Genomic DNA, 23,535 nt, shown 5'->3' with positions numbered 1-23,535 from the left:
GCGATTACTCTGAATCCTTTTTCATTACAGGTTGATGTATCAGTGCTCGTCGCCGGCGTAGGGGTCGGCATGACCCAGCTCTGCAAGCAACGTTCGTTCCAGTGCTTCCATTTCTTCGGCTTCGTCATCTTCAATATGGTCGTAACCAAGCAGATGCAAGCAGCCGTGAATGACCAGATGGGCCCAGTGGGCCTCGGAAGGTTTGCCTTGTTCCGTGGCTTCGCGCTCCACCACCGGGACGCAGATCACCAGGTCCCCCAGCAGCGGGATATCGAGCAGCTCGTCGGGCACGTCGGCGGGAAAGGACAGCACGTTGGTCGCGTAGTCTTTCTGCCGCCAGGTATGGTTCAGTTCCCGGCCTTCGGGTTCGTCCACCAGGCGGATCGTCAGCTCCGAGTCGGCGCTGCGCTGGCGCAGGGCCAGTTCGCACCACTGGCGGAACTGGACTTCGCTGGGGACGGCATGTGCGCTGGCCAGTTGCAGGTCAAGTTCAAGCATCTTGACGGCTGCCTTTGCTTTCGTGCGTATCCTCGGCGCGCTGCTCGAAGCGCTCGTAGGCTTCGACGATGCGCTGCACCAATGGATGGCGCACGACGTCCTTGGGCAGGAAATGCGTGAAGCTGATGCCCGGCACGTCCTTGAGCACCTGGATCACGTGGTGCAGCCCGGACTTGGTACCGCGGGGCAGGTCGACCTGGGTGATGTCCCCGGTGATGACGGCGGTGGAACCGAAGCCGATCCGGGTCAGGAACATCTTCATTTGCTCGACGGTGGTGTTCTGGCTCTCGTCGAGGATGATGAAGCTGTTGTTCAGGGTCCGGCCACGCATGTAGGCCAGCGGCGCGACTTCGATGACCTGGCGTTCGATCAGCTTGGCCACGTATTCGAAGCCGAGCATTTCATACAGCGCGTCATAGAGCGGGCGCAGGTACGGGTCGATTTTCTGGGTCAGGTCGCCGGGCAGGAAGCCGAGTTTTTCCCCGGCTTCGACCGCCGGGCGCACCAGCAGGATGCGTCGCACCTGTTCGCGCTCCAGGGCATCGACTGCGCAGGCCACGGCCAGGTAGGTCTTGCCCGTACCGGCCGGGCCGATACCGAAATTGATATCGTTGCCGAGGATTTCCTTCACGTAGCGCTGCTGATTCAAGCCGCGAGGGCGAATCATGCCTTTCTTCGTGCGCAGGGCCACGGCAGGTTCCGCCGGGGCGTGGTTGTCGAGCTCTTCGAGGGCCGATTCCTGCAGGAACAGGTGGACAGTGTCCGGCGACAGCTCGCTTCCCTTGGTTTCCCGGTAGAGGCGGCGCAGCAGGTTTTCCGCGGAGGTGGTGTGCTTGGGTTCGCCGATCAGTTCGAACTGGTTTCCGCGGTTGCGGATCTCGATGGCCAGGCGCTGTTCGATCAAGCGCAGATGCTCGTCGAATTGCCCGCACAGATTGGCGAAGCGGCGAGCCTCAAAGGGCTCGAGAATGAAACGATGGGGTTCGATGGGTGCGTTCAAGGTCGTTTTTAGCCGCCCGGGGGCAATTGAGATGAAATCAAGGATAACGCCAGTAGGCTGGGTGCGAAAGCTCTTAAGCGGGGTAAACCCATTCCAGCGACCGACGCGGCCTGTATGGAAGTGATTTGTGGGAGCGAGCCTGCTCGCGATATCGGGGTGTCATTCAACATGGATGTCGACTGATAGGCCCATATCGCGAGCAGGCTCGCTCCCACAGGGAATGGTGTTTACTGAACCAGCGAGCCGCGCAGGGAGTGGGGTTGCGCGGAGTCGATGTGCACGTCGGCGAACTGGCCGATCAGGGCCGGGGTGTCGCAGCGGAAATTGACGATGCGATTGTTTTCAGTCCGGCCTTGCAGTTCGCCCGGGTCTTTTTTCGAATAATCGGTGACCAGAATCCGCTGGACGGAACCGACCATTTGTCGGCTGATCTCGAAACCCTGCTGGTTCAGGCGGTGTTGCAGGGCATTGAGCCGTTCTTTTTTCAGTTCTTCGGGGGTGTCGTCCGCCAGATCTGCCGCCGGGGTGCCGGGGCGCTGGCTGTAGACGAACGAGTAGGAGAAGTCGAACCCCACGTCTTCGATCAGCTTCATGGTCTGTTGGAAGTCTTTCTCGGTTTCGCCGGGAAAGCCCACGATGAAGTCCGAACTGATGCAGATCCCCGGCACCGCCGCCCGCAGCTTGCGCAGCTTGGATTTGTATTCCAGCGCCGTGTGGTTGCGCTTCATGGCGGCCAGGATCCGGTCGGAGCCCGATTGCACCGGCAGGTGCAGGTGCTTGACCAGCTCGGGAACCTCGGCGTGGGCACGGATCAGGCTGTCGGAGAACTCCAGCGGATGGGAGGTGGTGTAGCGAATGCGATCGATGCCGTCCACAGCCGCCACCACGCGGATCAGCTCGGCGAGGTCCGCCAGCCGTCCGTCGTGGGTCAGGCCGCGATAGCCGTTGACGTTCTGCCCCAGCAGCGTCACTTCCCGCACACCGTTTTCCGCCAGGTGGATGATCTCGGCGATCACGTCGTCGAAGGGGCGGCTGACTTCTTCGCCCCGGGTATAGGGCACCACGCAGAACGTGCAGTACTTGCTGCAGCCTTCCATGACCGAGACATAGGCGCTCGGGCCATCGATACGCGGCTCTGGCAGGTGGTCGAATTTCTCGATTTCCGGGAACGAAACGTCCACCTGCGGCAGCTTGGTGACACGCGCCGCGTCGATCATCTCCGGCAGGCGGTGCAGGGTTTGCGGACCGAAGACCACATCCACGTAGGGCGCGCGGTCACGAATCGCAGCGCCTTCCTGGCTGGCCACGCAACCGCCCACGGCGATGACCATTTCCGGGTTGGCCAGCTTCAGTTCGCGCCAGCGGCCGAGCTGGGAATAGACCCGATCCTGGGCGCGTTCGCGGATCGAACAGGTGTTGAGCAGGATCACGTCCGCGTCTTCGGCGCGTGCGGTGACTTCCAGGGCCTGGTGCTCACCCAGCAGATCGACCATGCGCGAGCTGTCGTACTCGTTCATCTGGCAACCGTGGGTTTCGATATAAAGCTTCTTGGCCATGGAGGGGGTCATCACGTGATTCAAAGAACCGCGCATTATAGGGAACAAGTCCCGCGGTTCCTACCGCTGTGCGAGCAGTGGCTATGCTATAGTTCGCGCCCTCATTTTTACCTGCCGATGTGTTTCGCCCGCCATGACCAAACGTGAAGCTCCAATCTACAAGGTGATTTTCCTCAACCAGGGCCAGGTGTTCGAAATGTACGCCAAGCAGATCTATCAAAGTGATCTGTGGGGCTTTCTGGAAGTGGAAGAGTTCGTCTTTGGCGAGCGCACGCAAGTGGTCGTCGACCCGAGCGAAGAAAAGCTCAAGGCCCAGTTCGAAGGCGTGGTGCGCAGCTTCGTGCCGATGCATTCGATCGTGCGCATCGACGAAGTCGAACGCCTGGGTACCCCGAAGATCAGCGAAGCCCGCGGTACGGTCGGCAATGTGATGCCGTTTCCGATGCCGATGCCTGAGAAGTAAGGTTCAAGTCCGAGTCGCTGCCAATCGCGAGCAGGCTCGCTCCCACACTGGATAACAGATGATCACAAATCTTGTGCTCACAGAGTGCCAATGTGGGAGCGAGCCTGCTCGCGATGAGGCCATCAAGACCACAGCAAAATCAGGGTAACGGCGAGAAGGGCGTGCGCCCATCGGCGTTCTGCAGTTCCATCAGGTATTTGCGGAAGATCTGCCCCAACACCTGGGTCGCCACTTCCAGTTCGTCACGAGGCATCTGCTCGGCGACTTCGTCGGCGGTGTCCAGGGCGTCTTCGGCGCCGTTGACCGCAGCCATCTTCAGCACGATGTAGGCCTGGACGTTATTGGCGGGTACGCCTTCGCCATGGAAGAACATGCCACCCAGCTTGAATTGCGCCTGGGCATGGCCCTGCAACGAGGCTTTTTCGAAATAGTTGAGGGCTTGCTTGAGGTCGCGTGGCGCGGCCTTGCCTTCGTAGTAGAACTCGCCCAACTCGTATTGCGCTTGCGCATCGCCAGCGTCCGCCGCTTTTTGACAGGCGTCGAGTGCCGGTGCGAGATCTTGTGGCTGGGTATTGAGCGTGCAACGGCCCACCGCCGGGATCAACAACGAGTTGCCGCCTGCTTGTGCATTCGCGAGCAGCGGCTGAAGGAGCAACAGGCAGCCCAGGGCAAGGGTGCGGCCGGTGCGGTTCATGGGAATCGACTTACCTCTGAGGGGCGCGCGGACCCTCCGGGGGATCCAATAAGCGCGCATTATGAAATAAGCAGGGCCATCCTTACAAAGTCTTTACTCGTTTTTCTGCTGCCAGAGCCTGTCGATGGCTGCTTTATAGACCAATACGTAGGAAAAGAGACAATGCTTGTCGGTAATCACTGACGCCGGTGTCAGCCAGCGTCAGTTATCCACAGGCTTACTTCATGGCGGCGAAGGCCCGCTCAGCCGCGTCGAGGGTGATTTTCAACTCGGTCTCGCCATGGGCGATGGAGGTGAAGCCGGCTTCGAACGCGCTCGGCGCCAGGTAGACGCCGCCCTCGAGCATCAGGTGGAAGAAGCGCTTGAAGCGATCGGCGTCGCTGGCCATCACGTCTTCGAACGTCACGATGTCGTCGGCGCCACTGAAGTACAGGCCGAACATGCCGCCTGCCTGGGTGGTCACGAACGGGATGCCGGCCGCATCGGCGCGAATCTGCAGGCCGTCGAGCAGACGGGTGGTGAAGTCGGTCAGCTCGGCGTGGAAGCCCGGCCGGCTGATCAGGCGCAGCGTGGTCAGGCCGGCGGCCATGGCCAGCGGGTTGCCCGACAGCGTGCCGGCCTGGTAGACCGGGCCCAGTGGCGCGATGCATTCCATGATGGCGCGCTTGCCGCCGAAGCAGCCCACCGGCATGCCGCCGCCGATGATCTTGCCGAAGGTGCTCAGGTCCGGCGTCACGCCGTAATGGGCCTGGGCGCCGCCGAGGGCGACACGGAAACCGGTCATCACTTCGTCGAAGATCAAGACCACGCCGTGTTTGTCGCACAGGCTGCGCAGGCCTTCGAGGAAGCCCGGCGCCGGCGGTACGCAGTTCATGTTGCCGGCCACTGGCTCGACGATGATGCAGGCCACTTCCTGACCGACGTCGGTGAGCATCTTTTCGACTTCTTCGAGGTCGTTGAACGGCAGGGTCAGGGTGTGTTTGGCGAATGCCGCCGGCACACCGGCGGAGCTCGGCACGCCCTGGGTGAGCGCGCCGGAGCCGGCCTTGACCAGCAGGCTGTCGGAGTGACCGTGGTAGCAGCCTTCGAACTTGATGATGCTGTCGCGGCCGGTGTAGCCCCGCGCCAGGCGGATCGCGCTCATGGTCGCCTCGGTGCCGGAGCTGACCATGCGCACCATTTCCATCGATGGCACGATGGCGCAGACCAGGTCGGCCATTTCGGTTTCCATGGCAGTCGGGGCGCCATAGGAGAGGCCGTGTTCCAGCTGCCTGCGCACTGCGTCCAGCACGTCCGGGTGGCTGTGGCCCAGGATCATCGGACCCCACGAGCCCACGTAATCCACATAGCGCTTGTCGTCTTCATCCGTTACATAGGCGCCTTCGGCGTGTTTGAAGAACAACGGGGTGCCGCCCACACTCTTGAACGCACGCACGGGGGAGTTCACGCCGCCGGGGATATGTTTTTGGGCGTTGGCAAACAGGGTTTCGGAACGGGACATGGTCGGTCTCTCGAAAACGGAAATTATTTGATCTTCAACAGATCGTTGAATGCGCGGGCGCGGCGCGTCACTTCATGAGTGCTGTCGGCGCCGAACAGGCCATGGACCACTGCCAGCAGGTCGACACCGTGGGCCACCAGCGGGGCAGCGTTCTCCAGGGTGATGCCGCCGATGGCGCATACCGGTACATGCAGTTTGAGGCGGGCCTGTTCGAGCAGTTCAAGGTTGGCGCTGGGTGCACCGGGCTTGGTGTTGGAATTGAAGAAGCGGCCGAAGGCGACGTAGCTCGCGCCTTCGGCGGCAGCCTGCGCAGCCAGTTCCAGGCTGGCATGGCAGGTCGATCCGATGATTGCCTTGTGCCCGAGCAATGCCCGAACCGGCGCCAGCGGCCCATCGGTTTGTCCCAGGTGCACGCCAACGCCCAGGCGCGCGGCCAGTTCGGCGTCATCGTTGATGATCAACTGGGTCTTGTAGCGCTCGCACAGGTCCCGCAGGGCTTCGGCTTCGCGCAGGCGCCGGGCCTCGTCGCTGCTTTTATCGCGGTATTGCAGCAGGGTGACGCCGCCTTCCAGTGCCGCTTCTACGTAGGCGAGGAATTTACCGGCCAGCAACTGGCTATCAGTGATGGCATAGAGGCCACGTAATTTCATTCCACTGCCCTCTGTTTCTGGCAAAAAATGTGACTGGCAAAAATGTTACGAGCAGAAATCCAACGGCAGGCGACGTGGCACGAACTGGCCTTTGCCCAGTTGTTCGGCGTCGCGCAGGGTGCGCCAGGTGTAGTCCAGGGCGCTGCGCACGGCGCTGGCGAGCTGTTCGCCCTGGGCCAGGCGACCGGCCAGGGCGCTGGCCAGGGTGCAGCCGGAACCGTGGTAGCTGCCGGGCAAGCGCTGACAGGTAAATGTCTCGCGGCGACCGTCACGGCTGTACAGGCGATTATGAACTTCATGTTCGTCGCCATGCCCGCCGGTGATCAACAGGTGCTGGACGAAGGGCAGCAGTTTTTCGGCGCACTCATCGGCGCTGCCCTCGGGCAATTCGGCGAGGATGCGGGCTTCGGGCAGGTTCGGGGTGGCGATGATCGCCAGGGGCAGCAGGCGTTCGCGCATGGCGTAGCCGACTTCGTCCTTGCCCAGGCGTCCGCCGCCGCCGGCGCGTAGCACCGGGTCGCAGACCATGGGCAGGTGCGGGTGCGCCTGGAGCAGTTCGACTACGGTGTCGACCATCTCCAGGGAGCCGAGCATGCCCAGCTTGACTGCCGCCACCGGCGAATCGTTGAGTACGGCATTGGCTTGCGCCAGGACCCACTCGCGATCGAGGACACGGAAGTCGCTCACGTTCACCGTGTCTTGCACGGTCAGCGCGGTAACGGCCGGGGCGGCGTGGCAACCCTGGGCGAGCAGGGCTTCGATATCTGCCTGCAAGCCGGCGCCACCACTGGGGTCGTGGCCGGAGAGACAGAGGACAACGGGACGAGAGCTGTAGATATTCATGGTGCGCGAGCTTACCACCAAACCCCTTCGGTCGGTGCCACCGTTGAATTTCCCGGCCATTGGCGGAGGGATGTTCCAATGCAACGCCGCAACCTGACCAAAGCAACAGCTCTATCTCAATGCTTTGCTCTGGAACGCCCGTTCTAGAGCCTTCTGCGGAAGAGATTTCAATGGTGCAAGTTGGCCATCAACGGCTATGCTAAGGATGGATCCAACTTAAATAACAGGTAATGCCGGTTTTACGTCTACTCAGGGAATGGGGGGCTTCCTGATTCAACCGGACAGGCCACGCTGGGGCTTAAATGCGCTATTTGCTGATGTTGCTGCTGTGCTTGTCCCCCTTGGCAAGCGCCCTCGAATTCGACGAGTTCACCCAAAGCCTGCCGCTGGGCCAGGCGCTGCAAGTATTCGAAGACGCAAACGGCACCGCCACCATCGACGACGTGCTGGCCGAGGCCGCAGCCGGCCGCTTCAAACCCCAGGGCAAGGAAACGCTGAATGCCGGTTACTCGCGGTCGGCGTTCTGGTTGAAAATCGATCTTCACTACCTTCCCCGCAATGTGAATGCCCAGCGCACCTGGCTGCTGGAGTTGGCCTATCCGCCATTGGATCACCTCGATCTGTATCTGCCTGATGCCAGCGGTGTCTATCGCCTGGTCCGCCAGACCGGCGATGCGCTGCCGTTCGGCGCCCGGGAAATCCGTCAGAACAGCTACCTGTTCAGCCTGGATTTTGTCCCCGATCAGCAGCAGATCGTTTATCTGCGCCTGCAGAGCGAGGGATCGATCCAGGCGCCGCTGACGCTCTGGTCCAGCACGGCTTTTCTCGAACAGCAGCCGGTGCGCTTGTATGTGCTGGGGATCATCTATGGCGTACTGCTGGGCATGTTGGTGTACAACCTGTTCATCTACCTCAGTGTGCGGGACACCAGTTACCTCTATTACATCGTCTACATTGCCTCGTTCGGCCTGTACCAGTTGTCAGTCAACGGCGCCGCCGCCGAGTACTTCTGGCCGGACAATCCCTGGTGGACCAACGCCGCGACACCGTTCTTCATCGGCTGCGCGGGCCTGTTCGGTAGTCAGTTTGCTCGCAGTTTCCTGCAAACCGGCGAACACAGCCGTTGGCTCGATCGCCTGCTGTTGGCGCTGATTGTCTTCAGCGCAGGGGTGGTGGGGCTGTCGCTGATGGCCAGCTACGCCCTGGCACTGCGCCTGGCGACGGCGTTGGCGCTGGTGTTCACGGTGGTGATTTTTGCCGCCGGCCTGTTTGCCTGGTGGCGTGGGCTGAGGGTGGCGCGTTACTTCATCATTGCCTGGTCGGCCTTCTTGCTGGGAGGCATCGTCAACACCCTGATGGTGCTTGGTTACCTGCCGAACGTGTTCCTGACCATGTACGCCAGCCAGATCGGCTCGGCCATCGAAGTGGCGTTGTTGTCCCTGGCCCTGGCTGACCGCATCAATGCCATGCGCGAGCAACAGGCCCAGACCCTGCTGGATGCCGGGCAGAAGCTGGAGGTGCTCAACCAGCAACTGGCCCATGGCAACAAGCTCAAGGACGAGTTCCTCGCGACCCTGACCCATGAGCTGCGCACACCCATGAATGGCGTAATCGGCTCGCTGGAGTTGATGGAAACCGTCGAGATGGACGAGGAACTGATCCAGTACCAACAGACCGCCGCCGGTTCGGCGCGGGACATGATGCGCATGGTCAATGGCATGCTGACCCTTACGGAGCTGCAGGCCGGCAAGCTCAAGGTCAATCCGGCGCCGTTCAGCCTGCGCGGGGTGATCGATGTCTTGCAGGTGCAGTTCGCGGCCAATGCCCAGGCCAAGGGTCTGGATTTCAAGGTCGAGGTGGCGCCGGGGCTGGCGGATCGATTGCTCGGTGACAGCTGCAAACTGACCCAGTGCCTGGAATGCCTGCTGGACAACGCCATCAAGTTCACCCGGGTGGGCGGCCTGGCGCTGCGAGTCAGCGGCAAGCCGATGGAGCATGATCGCTGGGGGCTGTCCTTCGCCGTGATCGACACGGGGATCGGCTTCACCGACCTGGGCGAGGCGACCTTGTATCAGCGTTTCTTCCAGCTCGACGGTTCCATGACCCGTGAGTACGGCGGCCTGGGCGTGGGCCTGGCGATTTGTCGACAACTGGTGGGCTTGCTGGGCGGACGCTTGACCCATTCGTCCGAGCCCGGGCGCGGCAGCCGTTTCCAACTGGACCTCGAGTTTGAAATGGCCTTGCCGTTGGCGGGCCCCGCGCCGTGTCCGCTCAACAGAAGACACGGTAGCCATCAGCCCCAGGACTGTACGGTATTGCTGGCCGATGACGACAGCATCGATCAACTGGTCATGCGCGGCATGCTGCTCAAGCTGGGCTACCGGGTGCGCACCGCCGACAGTGGCCATGGGGCGCTGGAGATGTTGCGGAACGAGCGTTTCGATGCCGTGGTGCTCGACTGCCAGTCGCCACCGTTGGACGGCGTGTCGGTCTGTTGCCAGATCCGTACCTTGGCCGGCTGTGAGGATTTGCCGGTGCTGGTGGTCGGTCCGAGCCTGGACCCGAATGGTTGCCCGGCGGGCGCGTTGGTCGATTACCTGGGCAAACCGGTGAAATTCGAGGTTCTGCAGGCGATTTTGCAGCGTCGTGTGTTGTGTCCGAGACAGGGTGAAAGCGCCGACATTTAGGCGGGTATGACACTTTGTTAAGCCTGGAGGCGGTGCTTAACTGGTTCCTGCTGGCCGACCGAGGACCCCGTCATGAACCTGCACCAGTTCGCCGAAACCCACGACGTCACCAATCAGCCGCCCTCCCTGGACGGCGCCAACCTGTACCGCATCGACTTGCCGCTGCAGCAATGGTCACAGCGCTTCGGTGCCGGCTGGGCCCAGGCACGGATCGATGAATACGGTGGGTTGGCCGGTGGGCCGTTGATGGAGGCAGGGTTCCTGGCCAACCAGAACAAGCCGGTGTTCTCAAGCCATGACCGCTATGGTCATCGCATCGATCTGGTGGAGTTCCATCCCGCTTATCACCAACTGATGCGGGCCGCCATCGAGCATGGACTGCCCAGCCTGCCCTGGGCCCATCCGCAACCCGGTGCTCACGTGGCGCGGGCGTCGATGACGTATTTGCACAGCCAGGCCGAAGCCGGTACGGGTTGTCCGCTGACCATGACCTTCGCCAGTGTCCCGGCGCTGCGCCTGCAGCCGGACCTGGCCGAGCGCTGGCTGCCGAAAGTGCTCGCCACCGAGTATGACCCGCGCAATGTCGGCATGGTCCACAAGGCCGGGGTCACCCTTGGCATGGCCATGACCGAGAAGCAGGGCGGTACCGATGTGCGGGCCAATACCACCAAGGCCTTTCCGGTGGGCGCCCGGGGGCCGGGCCAGGCCTATGAGCTGGTGGGCCACAAGTGGTTCTGTTCGGCGCCGATGTGCGATGCCTTCCTGACCCTGGCCCAGACCGACAAGGGCCTGACCTGTTTCCTGTTGCCGCGCCATCGCCCGGACGACACCCGCAATCAGTTCTACATCCAGCGTCTGAAAAACAAGCTGGGCAACTGCTCCAATGCTTCCAGCGAAGTCGAGTTCCGTGGTGCCCTGGCCTGGATGGTCGGTGAAGAGGGGCGTGGCGTGCCGACCATCATCGAGATGGTCGCCATGACCCGCTTCGATTGCATGGTCGGTTCCAGCGCCCTGATGCGCCAGGCGCTGACCCAGGCCAGCCATCACTGCGCCCATCGGACGGTCGGCGGCAAACTGTTGAGTGAGCAGCCCTTGATGCAGAACGTGCTGGCCGACCTGGCGCTGGAGAGCGAGTCCGCGTTGGCCTTGAGTTTGCGCATGGGGCGGGCGCTGGATCACTTGAATGACGAGCACGAAGCCAAGTTCGCCCGGCTGGTGACGGCGGTGGGCAAGTACTGGATCTGCAAACGCGCCCCCGCGATGATCAATGAAGCTGCCGAGTGCATGGGCGGCGCCGGTTATGTCGAAGACAGCATCCTGCCGCGCCTGTACCGGGAGGCACCGGTCAATTCGACGTGGGAAGGTTCCGGCAATGTGCAATGCCTCGACGTGTTGCGGGCCCTGTCCAAGGAGCCCGGGGTGCTTGAGGTGCTGTTCAGCGAATTGGGTGACGGTCATGGAGATAAACGCCTGGCCGCTCATATCGACCGGTTGCATGCGGCGTTCAAGGACACCGACGACATCCAGTACCGCGCCCGGCAATTGACCGAAGACATCGCCGTGGGCCTGCAAGCCCGGTTGCTGCTCGAGGCGGGCAACAGCGACATCAGCGACGCCTTCATTGCCAGCCGCCTGGGCTCGACTGGCCGGGTCTACGGCACCTTGCCGCGGGGCCTGAATGTGGAAGCCATCGTGACGCGTTGTACCCCGCAAGGGTTTTGAGAAGCCGACGACAGGCGCCTATCCCTTGTGGGAGCGAGCCTGCTCGCGATGGCGTCGGCACATCCGGCATCAATGCAAGCTGACCCACCGCAATCGCGAGCAGGCTCGCTCCCACAGGGGATTGGCGGTGAGCATGGAGGGCGTGTCCGCCAGAGATCAGGGTGGGAGCGAGCCTGCTCGCGATGGGGGCGGCTCATCCAATATCCATGCAAGCTGACTCACCGCGATCGCGAGCAGGCTCGCTCCCACAGTGGGGCCTCAGTGGATGATCGAGAGTGTCCAACACGCCACTGTTCCCGTCGGACGACGATGCAGGCAAGATGAAGGTCTGCAAGTCAGAACACAGGAAGCTGATCGTGACCGAAGCGTTTATAGTCGTTCAAACCGCCGAACAAGCCGTGGATCGCCTGGCGGCCCTGCACGAGCGTGCGACCACCGCGTTGAACCAGGCGCTCATGCGCTATCTCAAGGACCGCATCGAGCCGGATGCCGAGCAACGTGCGCTGTTTCGCTACCCGGCCCTGCGCCTGACTTATCACTGCCACGGCGAGGTTCCGCAAACCACCCGTGCTTATGCCAAGGTCCAGTTGCCGGGCACCTACAGCGTCACCGTCACCCATCCTGCCGCGTTTCGTAAATACCTTCTCGAACAACTCGTTCCGTTGATGCACGACTTCACCGTCACCGTGGAAGTGGGCGTCAGCGAGCAGAACATTCCCTACCCCTATGTAGTGGAACAAGGCGATGAGCTGGCCGGTTCCGGTGTAACGGCGGCGGTGCTGGCGCGGGTGTTCCCCAGCACGGACCTGTCGGCCGCCACCGATGGCATCGCCGACGGCCTCTATGACTGGGAAAACACCGACCCGCTGCCCCTGTCGCTGTTCGACGCGGCCCGCGTGGACTTCTCCCTGCGCCGTCTGGTGCACTACACCGGCAGCGATTGGCGCCATGTGCAGCCGTGGATCCTGCTGACCAACTACCATCGCTATGTCGATCAGTTTATCGTCCATGGCCTGGAGCAGTTGCGCAGCGATCCGCGCTTCGTGCGCATGGTTCTGCCGGGCAACGTGATCATCGATAAGCACATGGATCACAGCGAAGCCTCGGCCATCGCCGCCGGCGTGGTCTGGCACCGCTACCAGATGCCGGCCTATCACCTGCAGGCCAGCGACGGCCATGGCGTGACCCTGGTGAACATCGGTGTCGGCCCTTCCAACGCCAAGAACATCACCGACCACCTGGCTGTGCTGCGACCGCACTGCTGGTTGATGATCGGTCACTGCGGCGGTCTGCGGCAGTCCCAGACCATCGGCGACTACGTGCTGGCCCACGCCTACATGCGCCGCGATGGCATCCTCGACCGGGTAGTGCCACCGAACATCCCGATTCCCGCCCTGGCAGAAGTGCAGTTGGCGCTGCAGCAAGCCGCGGCGAACATCACCGGCGAAAAAGGCGATGAGCTGAAGAAGCGCCTGCGCACCGGCACTGTGCTGACCTACGACGACCGCAACTGGGAGCTGCGCTGGGCCCAGGAGCGTCCGCTGATCAACCTGTCCCGTGCGGTGGCGGTGGACATGGAGAGCGGCACCATCGCCGCCCAGGGTTATCGCCTGCGGGTGCCCTACGGCACGTTGCTTTGCGTCTCGGACAAACCGCTGCACAGCGAGATCAAGTTGCCGGGCTCGGCCAACGCGTTTTATGAACGGGCGGTCAACCAGCATCTGAAAATCGGTATCGAGGCATTGGATCTGTTGCGCAACCAGCTCAATTCGTTGCATTCGCGCAAATTGCGCAGCTTCGACGAGCCACCGTTCCGCTGATACGGCGGTGGTTATTTAGCGGTCAGGCCACTAGCATTGGCGGCCCTGACCGTTAGATGTTGTATTCGCCATGCCCCGTCCTCCACGCCCTGCTTCCCGTCGTCCTGGCGCGAAGCCTCCAGCCGCCACGCCGCGCCGTGTGGCGAAGGCGCCCCCAGCCGAGCCGAAGCTGATCCTGTTCAACAAGCCTTTCGATGTGCTGACCCAGTTCAGCGATGGCGAGGGGCGGGCGACGCTCAAGGATTTTATCGACATCCCGGGCATTTACCCGGCCGGGCGGCTGGATCGCGACAGCGAGGGGCTGTTGTTGCTCACCAATGACGGGCAATTGCAGGCACGTATCGCCGACCCCAAGCACAAACTGGCGAAGACCTACTGGGTACAGGTGGAAGGTGAACCGAGCGCCGAACAACTCCAGCGTCTGCGCGAAGGTGTCGAGTTGAACGACGGCATGACGCTGCCCGCCGAGGCGCGACTGCTGGATGAGCCGCAGCTATGGCCGCGCAACCCGCCGGTGCGCTTTCGCAAAAGCGTGCCTACGCGTTGGCTGGAACTGGTGATCCGTGAGGGGCGCAACCGCCAAGTGCGGCGCATGACCGCCGCCGTGGGTTTGCCGACGCTACGGCTGGTGCGGGTCAGGATCGGTGATTGGACGATCGAAGGGCTTGATCAGGGCCAGTGGAAAGAGGTTCCGGCGCGCTTATAGCGCCCCCGACTCGATCAGGCCGATCACCACGCTCTTGATGACGAACGCCGCCACGCCGAGCCCCAGTACGAAAAACAGGATGAACGAACCGAAACGCCCGGCTTTGGACTTCTTCGCCAGATCCCAGACGATGAAACCCATGAAAATGATCAGGATGCTGACCAGGCCGGTCATCATCCACTCTTCGAAAACAGCAGGATCCATCGAAACACTCCGGCGTGGGCGGGGTTGAAAACACCGGGCGAGTATACGGCATGGGGGCAGGGCGAGGGATTGACCTGCGGCGGTGTGTCGCAGCTATTCATCGCCTGGGCTGACGCTATCGCGAGCAGGCTCGCTCCCACAGGGGATCGCGATCAATGTGGGAGCGAGCCTGCTCGCGATGGCGGTTTCAGCTGCGCAGATGGGTCAACGGCAATTCGGTACTGCTGAGCACCTGGTTCAGCACGAAACTCGAGCGCACGCTGGTGACGCCGTCGATCCGGGTCAGGTGGCCCAGCAACAGTTTCTGATAGTGGTCCATGTCCGGCACCACCACCTTGAGCTGGTAGTCCGCGTCCATACCGGTCACCAGGCTGCATTCCAGCACTTGCGGTAGGTTGCGGATGGCCGCTTCGAAGTTTTCGAAGCGCTCGGGAGTGTGGCGGTCCATGCCGATCAGCACGTAGGCGGTCAGGCTCAGGCCCAGCATCTTTCGGTCGAGCAGGGCGACCTGACGCGTGATGTAGCCGTCGTCCTCCAATTGCTTGACCCGTCGTGAGCAAGGGGAGGGCGACAGGCCGATGCGCTCGGCCAGTTCCTGGTTGGAGATGCGTGCATCGCGCTGCAATTCCGCCAGAATGCTCAGGTCGTAACGGTCGAGTTTGCTCATCAATCGGGCCTTTATCTTGATAATTGCGTGGGATTATCTATCCGAGGGTAAAAATTGCGCAAGTGATGTTTATTTCCGCAATCTTAGCAATCATCTGTCGACGCCCCAGGCTTATTCTTATTACCAAGATCACTGCTCGGACAAACAGTCCAATGCAGCCCGCCCAAGCAGGCCGGCTGCGGTCGCGGCACCCACCGGTGCTGGCAGGCCCCCGAGCTGCACACTGTCCAGAAGACGGCGTGAGGTGAGCCGACGTCAAAAGCGTCGAGCACGGACGAAGTTCTCAAGGGGAGGCCGACGGGTCTCCCTTTTTTAATGCCTGCGAAATAAGTGGCGCTGCTGATAATCTGGTGCAGAACCGGCCTGGGCTTTTCCCAGTCTTATCATCAGGCCCTGAACCGTTGTGAGGAATAACATGAAGTCGCGCATCTGGCGTCTGGCAGGTGTTGGTCTGTTGTGGGCAAGTGTCAGTGCGCAAGGGATGGCCGATGATCAGCAGAATCGCGGTGGTCCCGACGGTGATCGGGGGCGCGATGGGCGTGGCGGCAATGGTCAGGGGTACTCGGGCCAGCCGCGGCCCCAGAGCAATGAAATCATTCGTGGTGACAACAGTCGTCAGTTCGAACCCGGTGCCCAGCGCCAGGGTGGCCCGTCCTATGATCGATCGCCCCAGGACCCCAACGGTCATGGTCGCCCGCCGCAGCAACAGCCGGGTAATAACCTGCCGATCCAGGGGCGGCCCGACAGCGTGACCCAGACCCGGGAGCCGCAACCGGGTTACTACCGCGATATCCCGCGCCGCAGCGACGGCTATCCGAGCAATCGGCCACGCCCCGAGCATGACAATCGCCCCGACCAGCACTGGGCCGGTCGCCCGGACGGACATGGCAATGGCTGGGGGCCGGGGCCGCAGTATCGTCCCGGTTATGTCATCGATCGCTTCCCGGATCGCAACTACCGCGTGCCCTATCGTGGCCAGGACTATTTCTTCTCGGGCGGCTATTGGTATCGCCCACAAGGACCACGCTATGTCGTGGTGCAGCCGCCACGGGGCATTCGCACCCGTTACCTGCCCGATTATGCCCGGGAAGTGTGGATTGGCAGTTCGCTGTTCTTCCTCGCCGCCGGCGCCTATTACATTTACGAAGCCAGTACCCAGGACTACGTCGTGGTCGACGCGCCAGTCGCCAACCCGCAGCCGCAACCCCAGGGCAACGGTTTCGATGTGGTGGCCTATCCGGCCAACGGCCAGTCTCCCGAGCAGGTCAATCAGGACGGCTACGAGTGCTATCGCTGGGCGGTGCAGCAGAGCGGTTTCGACCCGCGCAACTATACCTACCCGCCCGCGCCGGAAGTGGTGCAGACCTATCGGCAGGCCCAGGGGAATTGCCTGAGCAGTCGTGGGTATCAGGTGAGTTACTGAACATTCAGCCTGGAATGCAGTCCCCCTCTGGGCTGCGAAGCAGCCCTGAAACCTGAGACCTCGGTTTGGCTGACGAGTTGAATTGCAAGTTTTTGGGACTGCTTCGCAGTCCAGCGGGGATAAATCCCCTCGCCACAATGACTCCTGCAAGCATCAGGCGCTGGCCGCTTTCACCACTTCCGAGGGATCGGCATGCACCAGCACTTCGGCCTTCGGATAGGCCCGGTGGATGGCATCGGCGGCCTGGTCGCTGAGGCCGTGGGCCACTGACAGGGTCAGCTCCCCGGGCAATTCAAGGTGCAGTTGCACGAACCAGTGGTTGCCGGAAATCCGCGTGCGCAGGTCATGGGCTCCGAGTACGCCGGGCACGGCGCAGGCCAGTTCCAGCATGTGCTGGCTGACGTCGGGCGGCAGTTCTTCGTCCATCAGCACGGAGAAACTTTCCCGGGCGATCTGGATGGCGCTCCAGAGAATGTAGGCGGCGATGCCCAGGCCGAACCAGGCGTCGAGTTGGTACCAGCCGAACCCGGCCAGCACCAGCGCCACCAGGATACTGCCGTTAAGCAGCAGGTCAGAGCGGTAATGCAGCGAATCGGCGCGCACGGCGTTGGAGCCGGTGGCGCGGATGACCCGATGCTGCAATGCCAGCAGCGCCAGGGTCAGTGCCAGGGAAAACACGATCACGCCAACACTGAGCCAGGGTGCCTCCACCGGAACCGGGTTTTTCAGACGCTCGAATGCCTGTAGGGCAATCAACACGGCGCTGCCGCCGATGAACAGCGCCTGGGCCATGCCGGCCAGTGATTCGGCCTTGCCATGACCGTAGCGATGATCGGCATCGGCGGGGCGCAAGGCGTAATGCACTGCCAGCAGATTGAGCAGCGAGGTGACGCCGTCCAGGGCCGAGTCGGTCAGGCCGGCAAGCATGCTCACCGAACCGCTCAGCCACCAGGCCAGTGCCTTGGCAATAATCAGGATCGACGCCACGGCCACCGAGGCGCGGGTGGCCAGGCGTAACAGGCGAGCGTGTTCGGTGCTGGTGGTCATGGCGCGGTCGTTCCTTCAGTGGCGCCCGTTATGCGGCCGGCTTGAGTCCAAGGGCGGCCAGTTGCTGCGCGCTGCCCTTGTGCTGGATCAGCCGTGGATCGTCCAGGGGGAAGCTGCGGCCCAGTTCGCTTTCCAGGATGGCCTGCAGCTTATGGTTGTCGACGCTGCCGTCAGGGTTGATGGCCTGCTTGAGTTTTTCCGGCGCGACCTGGGCGGTCTTGCCCGGTTCGAAGTAAATGGCGCCGGTGGCGAAGTCCACCGCGAACGCAATCAGGCCGGGGATGATGTAGAACAGCAGCCCGACGGCGTCGAGTGCGGCAATGGCCGGGTCGATCTTGCCGTCGATCTGGCCGCGACGGTCAGGGTAGAAGATCGAGCCGCAGGCGCTGACCTGGGTCAGCAGGGTGGCGACCAGGACACCACCGATCACGCGAAAGGGAATACGCATAACAATCTCCTGAGCAGGTAGGGGCGTTGTTGGTTTGAGTCCAGACCACGCCAAACAGTTCGCCGTTATACTCGGCCCTCTGTTTTGGAGCCAGCATGATTTCTTTGCCGATTGATGAAGTTTTACCTGCCCTGCGTCAAGCCTTGGCATCACGCCATGAAGCTGTGCTCGAAGCACCGCCCGGTGCCGGTAAAACCACCCGCGTTCCCCTGGCCTTGCTGAACGAGCCGTGGCTGGCCGGACAGACCATCCTGATGCTCGAGCCCCGACGCCTGGCGGCACGGGCTGCGGCGGAGCGATTGGCCAGTGAACTGGGTGAAAAGGTCGGTGAAACCGTCGGCTACCGGATTCGCCTGGACAGCAAGGTGGGCCCAAGCACCCGTATCGAAGTGGTCACCGAAGGGATCCTCACCCGCCGCCTGCAGGACGATCCGGCATTGGAAGGTGTGGGGCTGCTGATTTTCGATGAATTCCACGAGCGCAGTCTCGACGCCGACCTGGCCCTGGCCTTGAGCCTCAACGGTCGGGAGCTGTTTCGCGAAGACCAGCCGCTGAAGATCCTGCTGATGTCGGCGACCCTGGAGGGCGAGCGCCTGGCCGGGTTGCTGGACGACGCGCTGATCCTGCGCAGTGAGGGACGGATGTTCCCGGTGACCGTGCGCTGGGGCCGTCCATTCCAGCCCGGCGAGTTCATCGAGCCGCGGCTGGTGCAGACCGTGCTCGAAGCCCTGCACGATGAAACCGGCAGTGTGCTGGTGTTTCTGCCCGGGCAGGCGGAGATCCGTCGGGTTCACCAGCAACTGGCCGATGCCCTGGGCGAGGGCGGTAACGTGCTGCTCTGTCCATTGCACGGTGAACTGGACCTCGCGGCCCAGCGTGCCGCCATTGACCCGGCGCCTCCTGGCCTGCGCAAAGTGGTGCTGGCGACCAACATCGCCGAGACCAGCCTGACCATCAACGGCGTGCGGGTGGTGGTCGATGCCGGGCTGGCCCGGGTTCCACGTTTCGACCCGGGCAGCGGCATGACCCGGCTCGATACCCAGCGCATTTCCCGCGCCAGCGCCACTCAGCGGGCGGGCCGGGCCGGGCGATTGGAGCCGGGGGTGTGTTATCGGTTGTGGTCCGAAGACCAGCACGAACAACTGGCCGCCTATGGCAGCGCGGAGATTCTTTCGGCGGACCTGGCCGGATTGGCCCTGCAACTGGGACGCTGGGGCGTGACGCCGCAGCAATTGATCTGGCTCGACGTGCCGCCCGGCGCCGCTTATGCCCAGGCCCAGGACCTGCTGCAACGCCTGGGGGCGCTGGAGGGCGAGCAATTGACCCGCCACGGCCAGGCCATGGCCGAACTGCCGGCTCACCCACGTATCGCCCATTTATTGCTGCGTGGGCAGGCGCTTGGGCTGGCAGACATGGCCTGTAACGTGGCAGCGTTGTTGGGCGAACGGGACATTCTCAGGGGCGCCGGCGCGGATTTGCACAGTCGCCTGGCCTTGCTGTCCGGCGAAGAACGGGCGGCGCGGGGGGCACAAGGCGGCGTAACGCGGGCGCGGCAACTGGCCCGGCAGTATCGCGGTTACTTGCGGGGTAAGGCCGAAGAAGCCGTGGCCGATCCCGATCATCCGCGTTGGCTCGGAGCGCTGCTGGCGTTCGCTTATCCGGATCGGGTCGCGCAGCAGCGCCGACCCGGCGGCGCGGAATACCGCCTGGCCAACGGCCGTGCGGCGCTGTTCGCCGAGGCTGACAGTCTGATGAAGCAGCCGTGGCTGGTGATCGCCGATCTCGGCAGCCGCCAGGGCCAGCGGGAAGAGCGGATCTACCTGGCAACGGATTTCGATCCGGCGTTGTTCGATTCCGTACTGGCCGAGCAGGTGCACACGGTGGATCAACTGGACTGGGACGAACGCGAAGGCGTGCTGCGGGCCGAGCGCCAGCGCAAGGTCGGCGAACTGGTGCTCAGCCGCGAACCGCTGACCGGCCTGGATGAGTCCGCTCGTAGCCAGGCCATGGTGAACCTGGTGCGGCGCAAAGGTCTGGAATTATTGCCCTGGACGCCGGAACTGCGGCAATGGCAGGCGCGGGTGGCACTCCTGCGTCGTCTGGACCTGGACGCCAAGGGCGAAAGCGAATGGCCCGACGTCAGCGACGCAGCGCTGCTCGGCAGTCTTGAACATTGGCTGATGCCTTACCTGGGCCGAGTCTCGCGCCTCAGCCATTTTGCCAACCTGGACTTGTCGAGCATTGTTCACAACCTGTTGCCCTGGCCCCTGCCGCAGCGGCTGGACGAGCAAGCACCCCATCACCTGAGCGTGCCCTCGGGTTCGTCGATCCGCCTGGACTACAGCGAACATCCGCCGATCCTGGCGGTGCGCTTGCAGGAACTCTTCGGCCTGGCCGACACCCCGCGCATCGCCGGCGGACGCCAGGTGGTCAAGCTGCACCTGCTGTCCCCGGCACGCCGGCCGGTGCAGGTGACCCAGGACCTGGCGAACTTCTGGCGCAGCACCTATGCCGAGGTGAAGAAGGATCTCAAGGGCAGATACCCCAAGCATTACTGGCCGGATGATCCGTTAGTGGCGGAGGCGACGGCGCGGGTCAAACCGCGTAAGTGAACAGACGTTAATCCAAGTGGACCCACCCGTGTGGGAGCGAGCCTGCTCGCGATGGCCATCTGTCAGTCACATCAACATTGGCCGAACATCCGCTATCGCGAGCAGGCTCGCTCCCACATTGGCTCCGGGCTGGCGGCACGATTGCTATTCATCAGCAGGTTCCTGTGGGAGCGAGCCTGCTCGCGATAGCGGCCTGTCAGTCGACATTGAAACTGGCTGACACAGGGCTATCGCGAGCAGACCCGTTCCACAGGTTTGCGGCTATGGCGTAACGGGCAGCAGAAACCGCGCAATCACCGGCAAATGATCGGAGATGCGCAACGTGTCGTCCTGCCTTACCTGGGCCTCGACCCGTTTGATGCGCGGGCTGTAGAACAGATAGTCGACGGTGCGGTCCGGGCCGTTGAGGCCGGGGTCGTTCGGGTAGTGGGTCAGCCAGTGTGCACGGTCGATGCCGCTGGCCTCGTTGTTGGTGGGAATCATCGGGTACTTGTCCCACAGCAGGTGCAGCGGGCTGTCGGCAGAGTAGGGGGTACGCTGTTCGGGCGGCAGCCGCAGGTACTGGCCCAGGGGCAGCAGGTTGAAGTCGCCGCCGATCAGCCAGGGCATGCCTCGGGATTCGAACTTGTCCAAGGCCTTGGCCACGGCAGTGACCTGCCTGGGCAGGGTGTCGTCCGGCTGCGCGGCTCGCTCCAGGTGCGTGTTGAGCACGGCCAGTTGGCTGCCATCGCTCAGCGGCATATAGCTCACCAGCAGGGCATTCTTCGGTTGGAACTGGCGGCTGATGAAGTTGGTTTCGGCCACCGGCAGTTGCACCCGTTCGGCGTGATCGATGCGGTAGCGGCTCAGCGTGGCCAGTTGTCGGCCGACGCTGCCGAAGATATGGGGGGTGGGGATGAAATCGGCCTTCCAGTCGAAGGCGCTGGTGCTGCAGGGGTAAAGGTCGGCAAGCCGCTCCTGCAACAACTTGAGCTGGTCCTGGTAGTCGCTGGCCTTGGCACCGTTGTCCAGTTCCTGCAGCAGGACGATGCCGGGCTGTTCGTCACGGATGACCCGTGCCACTTCGTCGAGGCTGAACGCCATGTCTTCCAGGGTTGGGCTTTCATCGTCGCCCTGGGCCAGGTCGTGCCAGAACACGTAGCGCTTGCCGGCCAGGAACTGGACGTTCCAGGTCATCACTTTTACCGCTTGGCCGGGCATCAGCGGTGCGGCGCCGGCGGTGCAATTGACCGGCAGTGTTTCCCGGGCTTGTGGACGCCAGGTCAGGCCGTAGATCGCCAGGGCCGCGAGGCAGACGGCCAACAACAAGCCCAGCAATGTGTAGCGCAGTAAACGGGTCATGGCTCGGTTTTTTCCCCGATCAGCATGAATATCCGGAACAGCACAACGCTGGTGAACAGTTGCAGGAAGCTGTGAATGCTGTCGATCAACAGGCCTAGCCAGGGGTTCTGGGGTGGCGGATACACCGAGACGCTGGCGCCCTTGAGCAGCCACAGCGGCCCCATCACGCCCATGATGCACAACAGGATCCGCCAGAACTGGCCGCGGCTCATGCGCAGGCTTTCCTTCATCGCCGCCAGCGGCGCCAGGCCTCGGAGCACCAGCAGATACTCGCTGAACGCCAGGGTCACCATCAGCCACAGGCCTGGCAGGATGTACAACGAAATCCCCAGCAGGATCAGCAACGTGTTGAGGGCGGTCAGCAACGCGAAGCGCGGCCAGAGGATCAGGGCCGCGGCGAGGAGGTCGCGAATGTGCGGCGATTCGCCTCGGCTGCGGGCGTCGAGAAACAGGATCAGTGCGGCGGTGTACACCGGATACACCAGCAGCCCGACGATCACGCTGTAGCCCGGAAAACCATCCGGGCCGAGAGCGCTGTCGACGGCTTGTTGCAGCACGGCCTCGAGTATCACCAGCGGCAGGCACAGCTGGGCGATCCGGCCCAGATGGCGCTTGAAGAAATACAAAGAGTCGCGCAGCACGTCAAACGGATTCATGAGTCGGATCGCAGGTCCAGAAGCGGTCCGACACTTTAACCGATCAGGCACCCGCACAAGCAAACGTAAACATCAGGTAAAGACCATTGAAACCCTCGTGGCAAACCCCATTACTGATGAGCACCGGTTCTGCGGAACCGGCTTGGTTTTCTACCCGGCAATCTGATGAGGTCGCCATGAACAGCGAAGAACAAACCCTGATCGATGGACTGTTTTCACGGCTGCAACAGGCCGAAAAGGATTCAGCCCCGCGCGACGCCCAGGCCGAGGCGCGGATCAAGGAGCACCTGGCCAGCCAGCCTGCGGCCGGCTATTTCATGGCCCAGGCGATTCTGGTGCAGGAGGCGGCAATCAAGCGCCTCGACGAGCAGAACAGGCAACTGACCGAGCAAGTCCAGCAACTGCAGGCGGACCTGCAGAACGCTCGCAGCCAGGCCTCGGCTCCCAGCGGTGGCGGTGGTTTCCTCTCGAGTATTTTTGGTGGCAGCAGTCGCGATTCGCGACCGGCCCCCGCCCCAAGCGCTCCGGCAACCGGTGGTGGCGGCTGGCGCGAGCCTGCGCGGCCGTCTTTCAACAACGCCCAGGCGCAGCAGGGCTTCGGTGCGCCGCCAGCGGGCTATGGCGCTGCGCAACAACAAGCCCCGGCAGCGAGCGGCTTCCTGGGTGGCGCCCTGAAAACCGCGGCCAGCGTCGCGGGTGGCGTGATGCTGGCGCAAGGTATCAGCAGTCTGTTCCACAGCGGTCAGCAGCCCCAGGAGATCGTCGAGATCATCAAGGAAGAGCCGGCCCAACCGGTCAACGACGTGGGTAACGGCAGCGACAACGGTTGGGGCGACGACCAGCGCATGGCCGACAACGATAACTACGGCAACGACCAGGGCGGCTTCAGCGACGCGGACTACAGCGACGACTCTTCCTTCTTTGGCGACGACGATTCCTTCGTCTGACCTGCCATTCGTCCGGGGTGCCCACGCGCCTCGGACCGATTATTCGCGGA

21 protein-coding genes are annotated in these 23,535 nt (G+C 62.8%); 8 read left to right on the top strand and 13 right to left on the bottom strand.

All coding sequences use genetic code 11. From position 1 onward, the window contains the following. Positions 1–39: 39 nt before the first annotated feature. The 3 genes from ybeY to miaB all read right to left on the bottom strand — a co-directional run bounded on the left by ybeY (position 40) and on the right by miaB (position 3,054). A complete protein-coding gene (gene ybeY / locus N005_RS19500; protein ID WP_047702684.1) occupies positions 40–498 on the bottom strand; it encodes an rRNA maturation RNase YbeY in 459 nt (152 codons plus the stop codon). After that, positions 491–1,498: a PhoH family protein gene (locus N005_RS19495; RefSeq protein WP_047702683.1), complete on the bottom strand. Its 1,008-nt coding sequence runs from the start codon at positions 1,496–1,498 to the stop codon at positions 491–493. Before N005_RS19495 ends, ybeY begins: the two co-directional genes overlap by 8 nt. Before the next feature lie 227 nt (positions 1,499–1,725). Beyond that, a complete protein-coding gene (gene miaB, locus N005_RS19490) occupies positions 1,726–3,054 on the bottom strand; it encodes a tRNA (N6-isopentenyl adenosine(37)-C2)-methylthiotransferase MiaB (RefSeq protein WP_162843593.1) in 1,329 nt (442 codons plus the stop codon). 133 nt (positions 3,055–3,187) lie between these two features. On the opposite strand from miaB, the gene N005_RS19485 reads away from it, so the two are divergent. Next, entirely contained in the window at positions 3,188–3,517 is a 330-nt protein-coding gene (locus tag N005_RS19485; protein WP_024780849.1) for a DUF1820 family protein, read from the top strand. Positions 3,518–3,656: 139 nt separating this feature from the next. Here the strand turns inward: N005_RS19485 and N005_RS19480 are convergent, their stop codons facing one another. The 4 genes from N005_RS19480 to N005_RS19465 form a co-directional block, all read right to left on the bottom strand. Next, positions 3,657–4,211 (bottom strand): tetratricopeptide repeat protein, encoded by a 555-nt coding sequence (locus N005_RS19480; RefSeq protein WP_047702681.1) that lies wholly within the window; start codon positions 4,209–4,211, stop codon positions 3,657–3,659. Between the two features lie 217 nt (positions 4,212–4,428). Then, entirely contained in the window at positions 4,429–5,712 is a 1,284-nt protein-coding gene (gene hemL, locus N005_RS19475; protein WP_047702680.1) for a glutamate-1-semialdehyde 2,1-aminomutase, read from the bottom strand. 23 nt (positions 5,713–5,735) lie between these two features. Then, positions 5,736–6,362, bottom strand: a complete 627-nt coding sequence (gene thiE, locus N005_RS19470; protein WP_047702679.1) for a thiamine phosphate synthase — start codon at positions 6,360–6,362, stop codon at positions 5,736–5,738. A gap of 45 nt (positions 6,363–6,407) precedes the next feature. Continuing rightward, entirely contained in the window at positions 6,408–7,205 is a 798-nt protein-coding gene (locus N005_RS19465) for a hydroxymethylpyrimidine/phosphomethylpyrimidine kinase (protein ID WP_047702815.1), read from the bottom strand. A gap of 302 nt (positions 7,206–7,507) precedes the next feature. On the opposite strand from N005_RS19465, the gene N005_RS19460 reads away from it, so the two are divergent. From N005_RS19460 to N005_RS19445, 4 genes are all read left to right on the top strand, one after another. Continuing rightward, positions 7,508–9,892 (top strand): hybrid sensor histidine kinase/response regulator, encoded by a 2,385-nt coding sequence (locus N005_RS19460; protein ID WP_047702678.1) that lies wholly within the window; start codon positions 7,508–7,510, stop codon positions 9,890–9,892. A 72-nt stretch (positions 9,893–9,964) separates the two neighbouring features. Further along, the gene (locus N005_RS19455) at positions 9,965–11,614 is read left to right on the top strand and encodes an acyl-CoA dehydrogenase family protein (protein WP_047702677.1); all 1,650 of its coding nucleotides are present in this window, start codon (positions 9,965–9,967) and stop codon (positions 11,612–11,614) included. A gap of 320 nt (positions 11,615–11,934) precedes the next feature. Then, positions 11,935–13,434, top strand: coding sequence for an AMP nucleosidase (gene amn, locus N005_RS19450; RefSeq protein WP_162843630.1), 1,500 nt, complete (start codon positions 11,935–11,937; stop codon positions 13,432–13,434). 139 nt (positions 13,435–13,573) lie between these two features. Beyond that, positions 13,574–14,140 carry a pseudouridine synthase gene (locus N005_RS19445; RefSeq protein WP_162843631.1) on the top strand — a complete coding sequence of 189 codons (567 nt, stop codon included), beginning with the start codon at positions 13,574–13,576 and terminating at the stop codon, positions 14,138–14,140. Here the strand turns inward: N005_RS19445 and N005_RS19440 are convergent. After that, positions 14,135–14,344: a DUF2788 domain-containing protein gene (locus N005_RS19440; protein ID WP_003185724.1), complete on the bottom strand. Its 210-nt coding sequence runs from the start codon at positions 14,342–14,344 to the stop codon at positions 14,135–14,137. The genes N005_RS19445 and N005_RS19440 overlap by 6 nt on opposite strands. 187 nt (positions 14,345–14,531) lie before the next feature. After that, positions 14,532–15,011, bottom strand: a complete 480-nt coding sequence (locus N005_RS19435; protein ID WP_024780290.1) for an Lrp/AsnC family transcriptional regulator — start codon at positions 15,009–15,011, stop codon at positions 14,532–14,534. 415 nt (positions 15,012–15,426) lie between these two features. Here N005_RS19435 and N005_RS19430 point away from each other — a divergent pair, with 415 nt between their 5' ends. Then, a complete protein-coding gene (locus N005_RS19430; protein ID WP_047702675.1) occupies positions 15,427–16,434 on the top strand; it encodes a DUF6515 family protein in 1,008 nt (335 codons plus the stop codon). Between the two features lie 153 nt (positions 16,435–16,587). On the opposite strand, the gene N005_RS19425 is transcribed toward N005_RS19430, so the two are convergent. After that, on the bottom strand, positions 16,588–17,481 hold the full coding sequence (locus N005_RS19425; protein WP_047702674.1) for a cation diffusion facilitator family transporter: 894 nt from the start codon (positions 17,479–17,481) through the stop codon (positions 16,588–16,590). Positions 17,482–17,509: 28 nt separating this feature from the next. Then, positions 17,510–17,929: a hypothetical protein gene (locus N005_RS19420; protein WP_047702673.1), complete on the bottom strand. Its 420-nt coding sequence runs from the start codon at positions 17,927–17,929 to the stop codon at positions 17,510–17,512. Between the two features lie 95 nt (positions 17,930–18,024). On the opposite strand from N005_RS19420, the gene hrpB reads away from it, so the two are divergent. Then, positions 18,025–20,541 (top strand): ATP-dependent helicase HrpB, encoded by a 2,517-nt coding sequence (hrpB, locus tag N005_RS19415; protein ID WP_047702672.1) that lies wholly within the window; start codon positions 18,025–18,027, stop codon positions 20,539–20,541. A 261-nt stretch (positions 20,542–20,802) separates the two neighbouring features. Here hrpB and N005_RS19410 read toward each other — a convergent pair whose 3' ends face one another. Beyond that, on the bottom strand, positions 20,803–21,882 hold the full coding sequence (locus tag N005_RS19410; protein WP_047702671.1) for an endonuclease/exonuclease/phosphatase family protein: 1,080 nt from the start codon (positions 21,880–21,882) through the stop codon (positions 20,803–20,805). Further along, the gene (locus tag N005_RS19405; RefSeq protein ID WP_047702670.1) at positions 21,879–22,538 is read right to left on the bottom strand and encodes a membrane protein; all 660 of its coding nucleotides are present in this window, start codon (positions 22,536–22,538) and stop codon (positions 21,879–21,881) included. Before N005_RS19405 ends, N005_RS19410 begins: the two co-directional genes overlap by 4 nt. A 176-nt stretch (positions 22,539–22,714) precedes the next feature. Here N005_RS19405 and N005_RS19400 point away from each other — a divergent pair, with 176 nt between their 5' ends. After that, complete coding sequence (locus N005_RS19400; protein WP_047702669.1) at positions 22,715–23,485, top strand: DUF2076 domain-containing protein; 771 nt, start codon at positions 22,715–22,717, stop codon at positions 23,483–23,485. Positions 23,486–23,535: the final 50 nt, after the last annotated feature.

The sequence above is a fragment of the Pseudomonas mediterranea CFBP 5447 genome, from assembly GCF_000774145.1.
Taxonomy (GTDB): Bacteria; Pseudomonadota; Gammaproteobacteria; order Pseudomonadales; family Pseudomonadaceae; genus Aquipseudomonas; species Aquipseudomonas mediterranea.
Note: the sequence above shows the minus strand (reverse complement) of the source record. Positions and strands in the feature narration are given on the sequence as shown.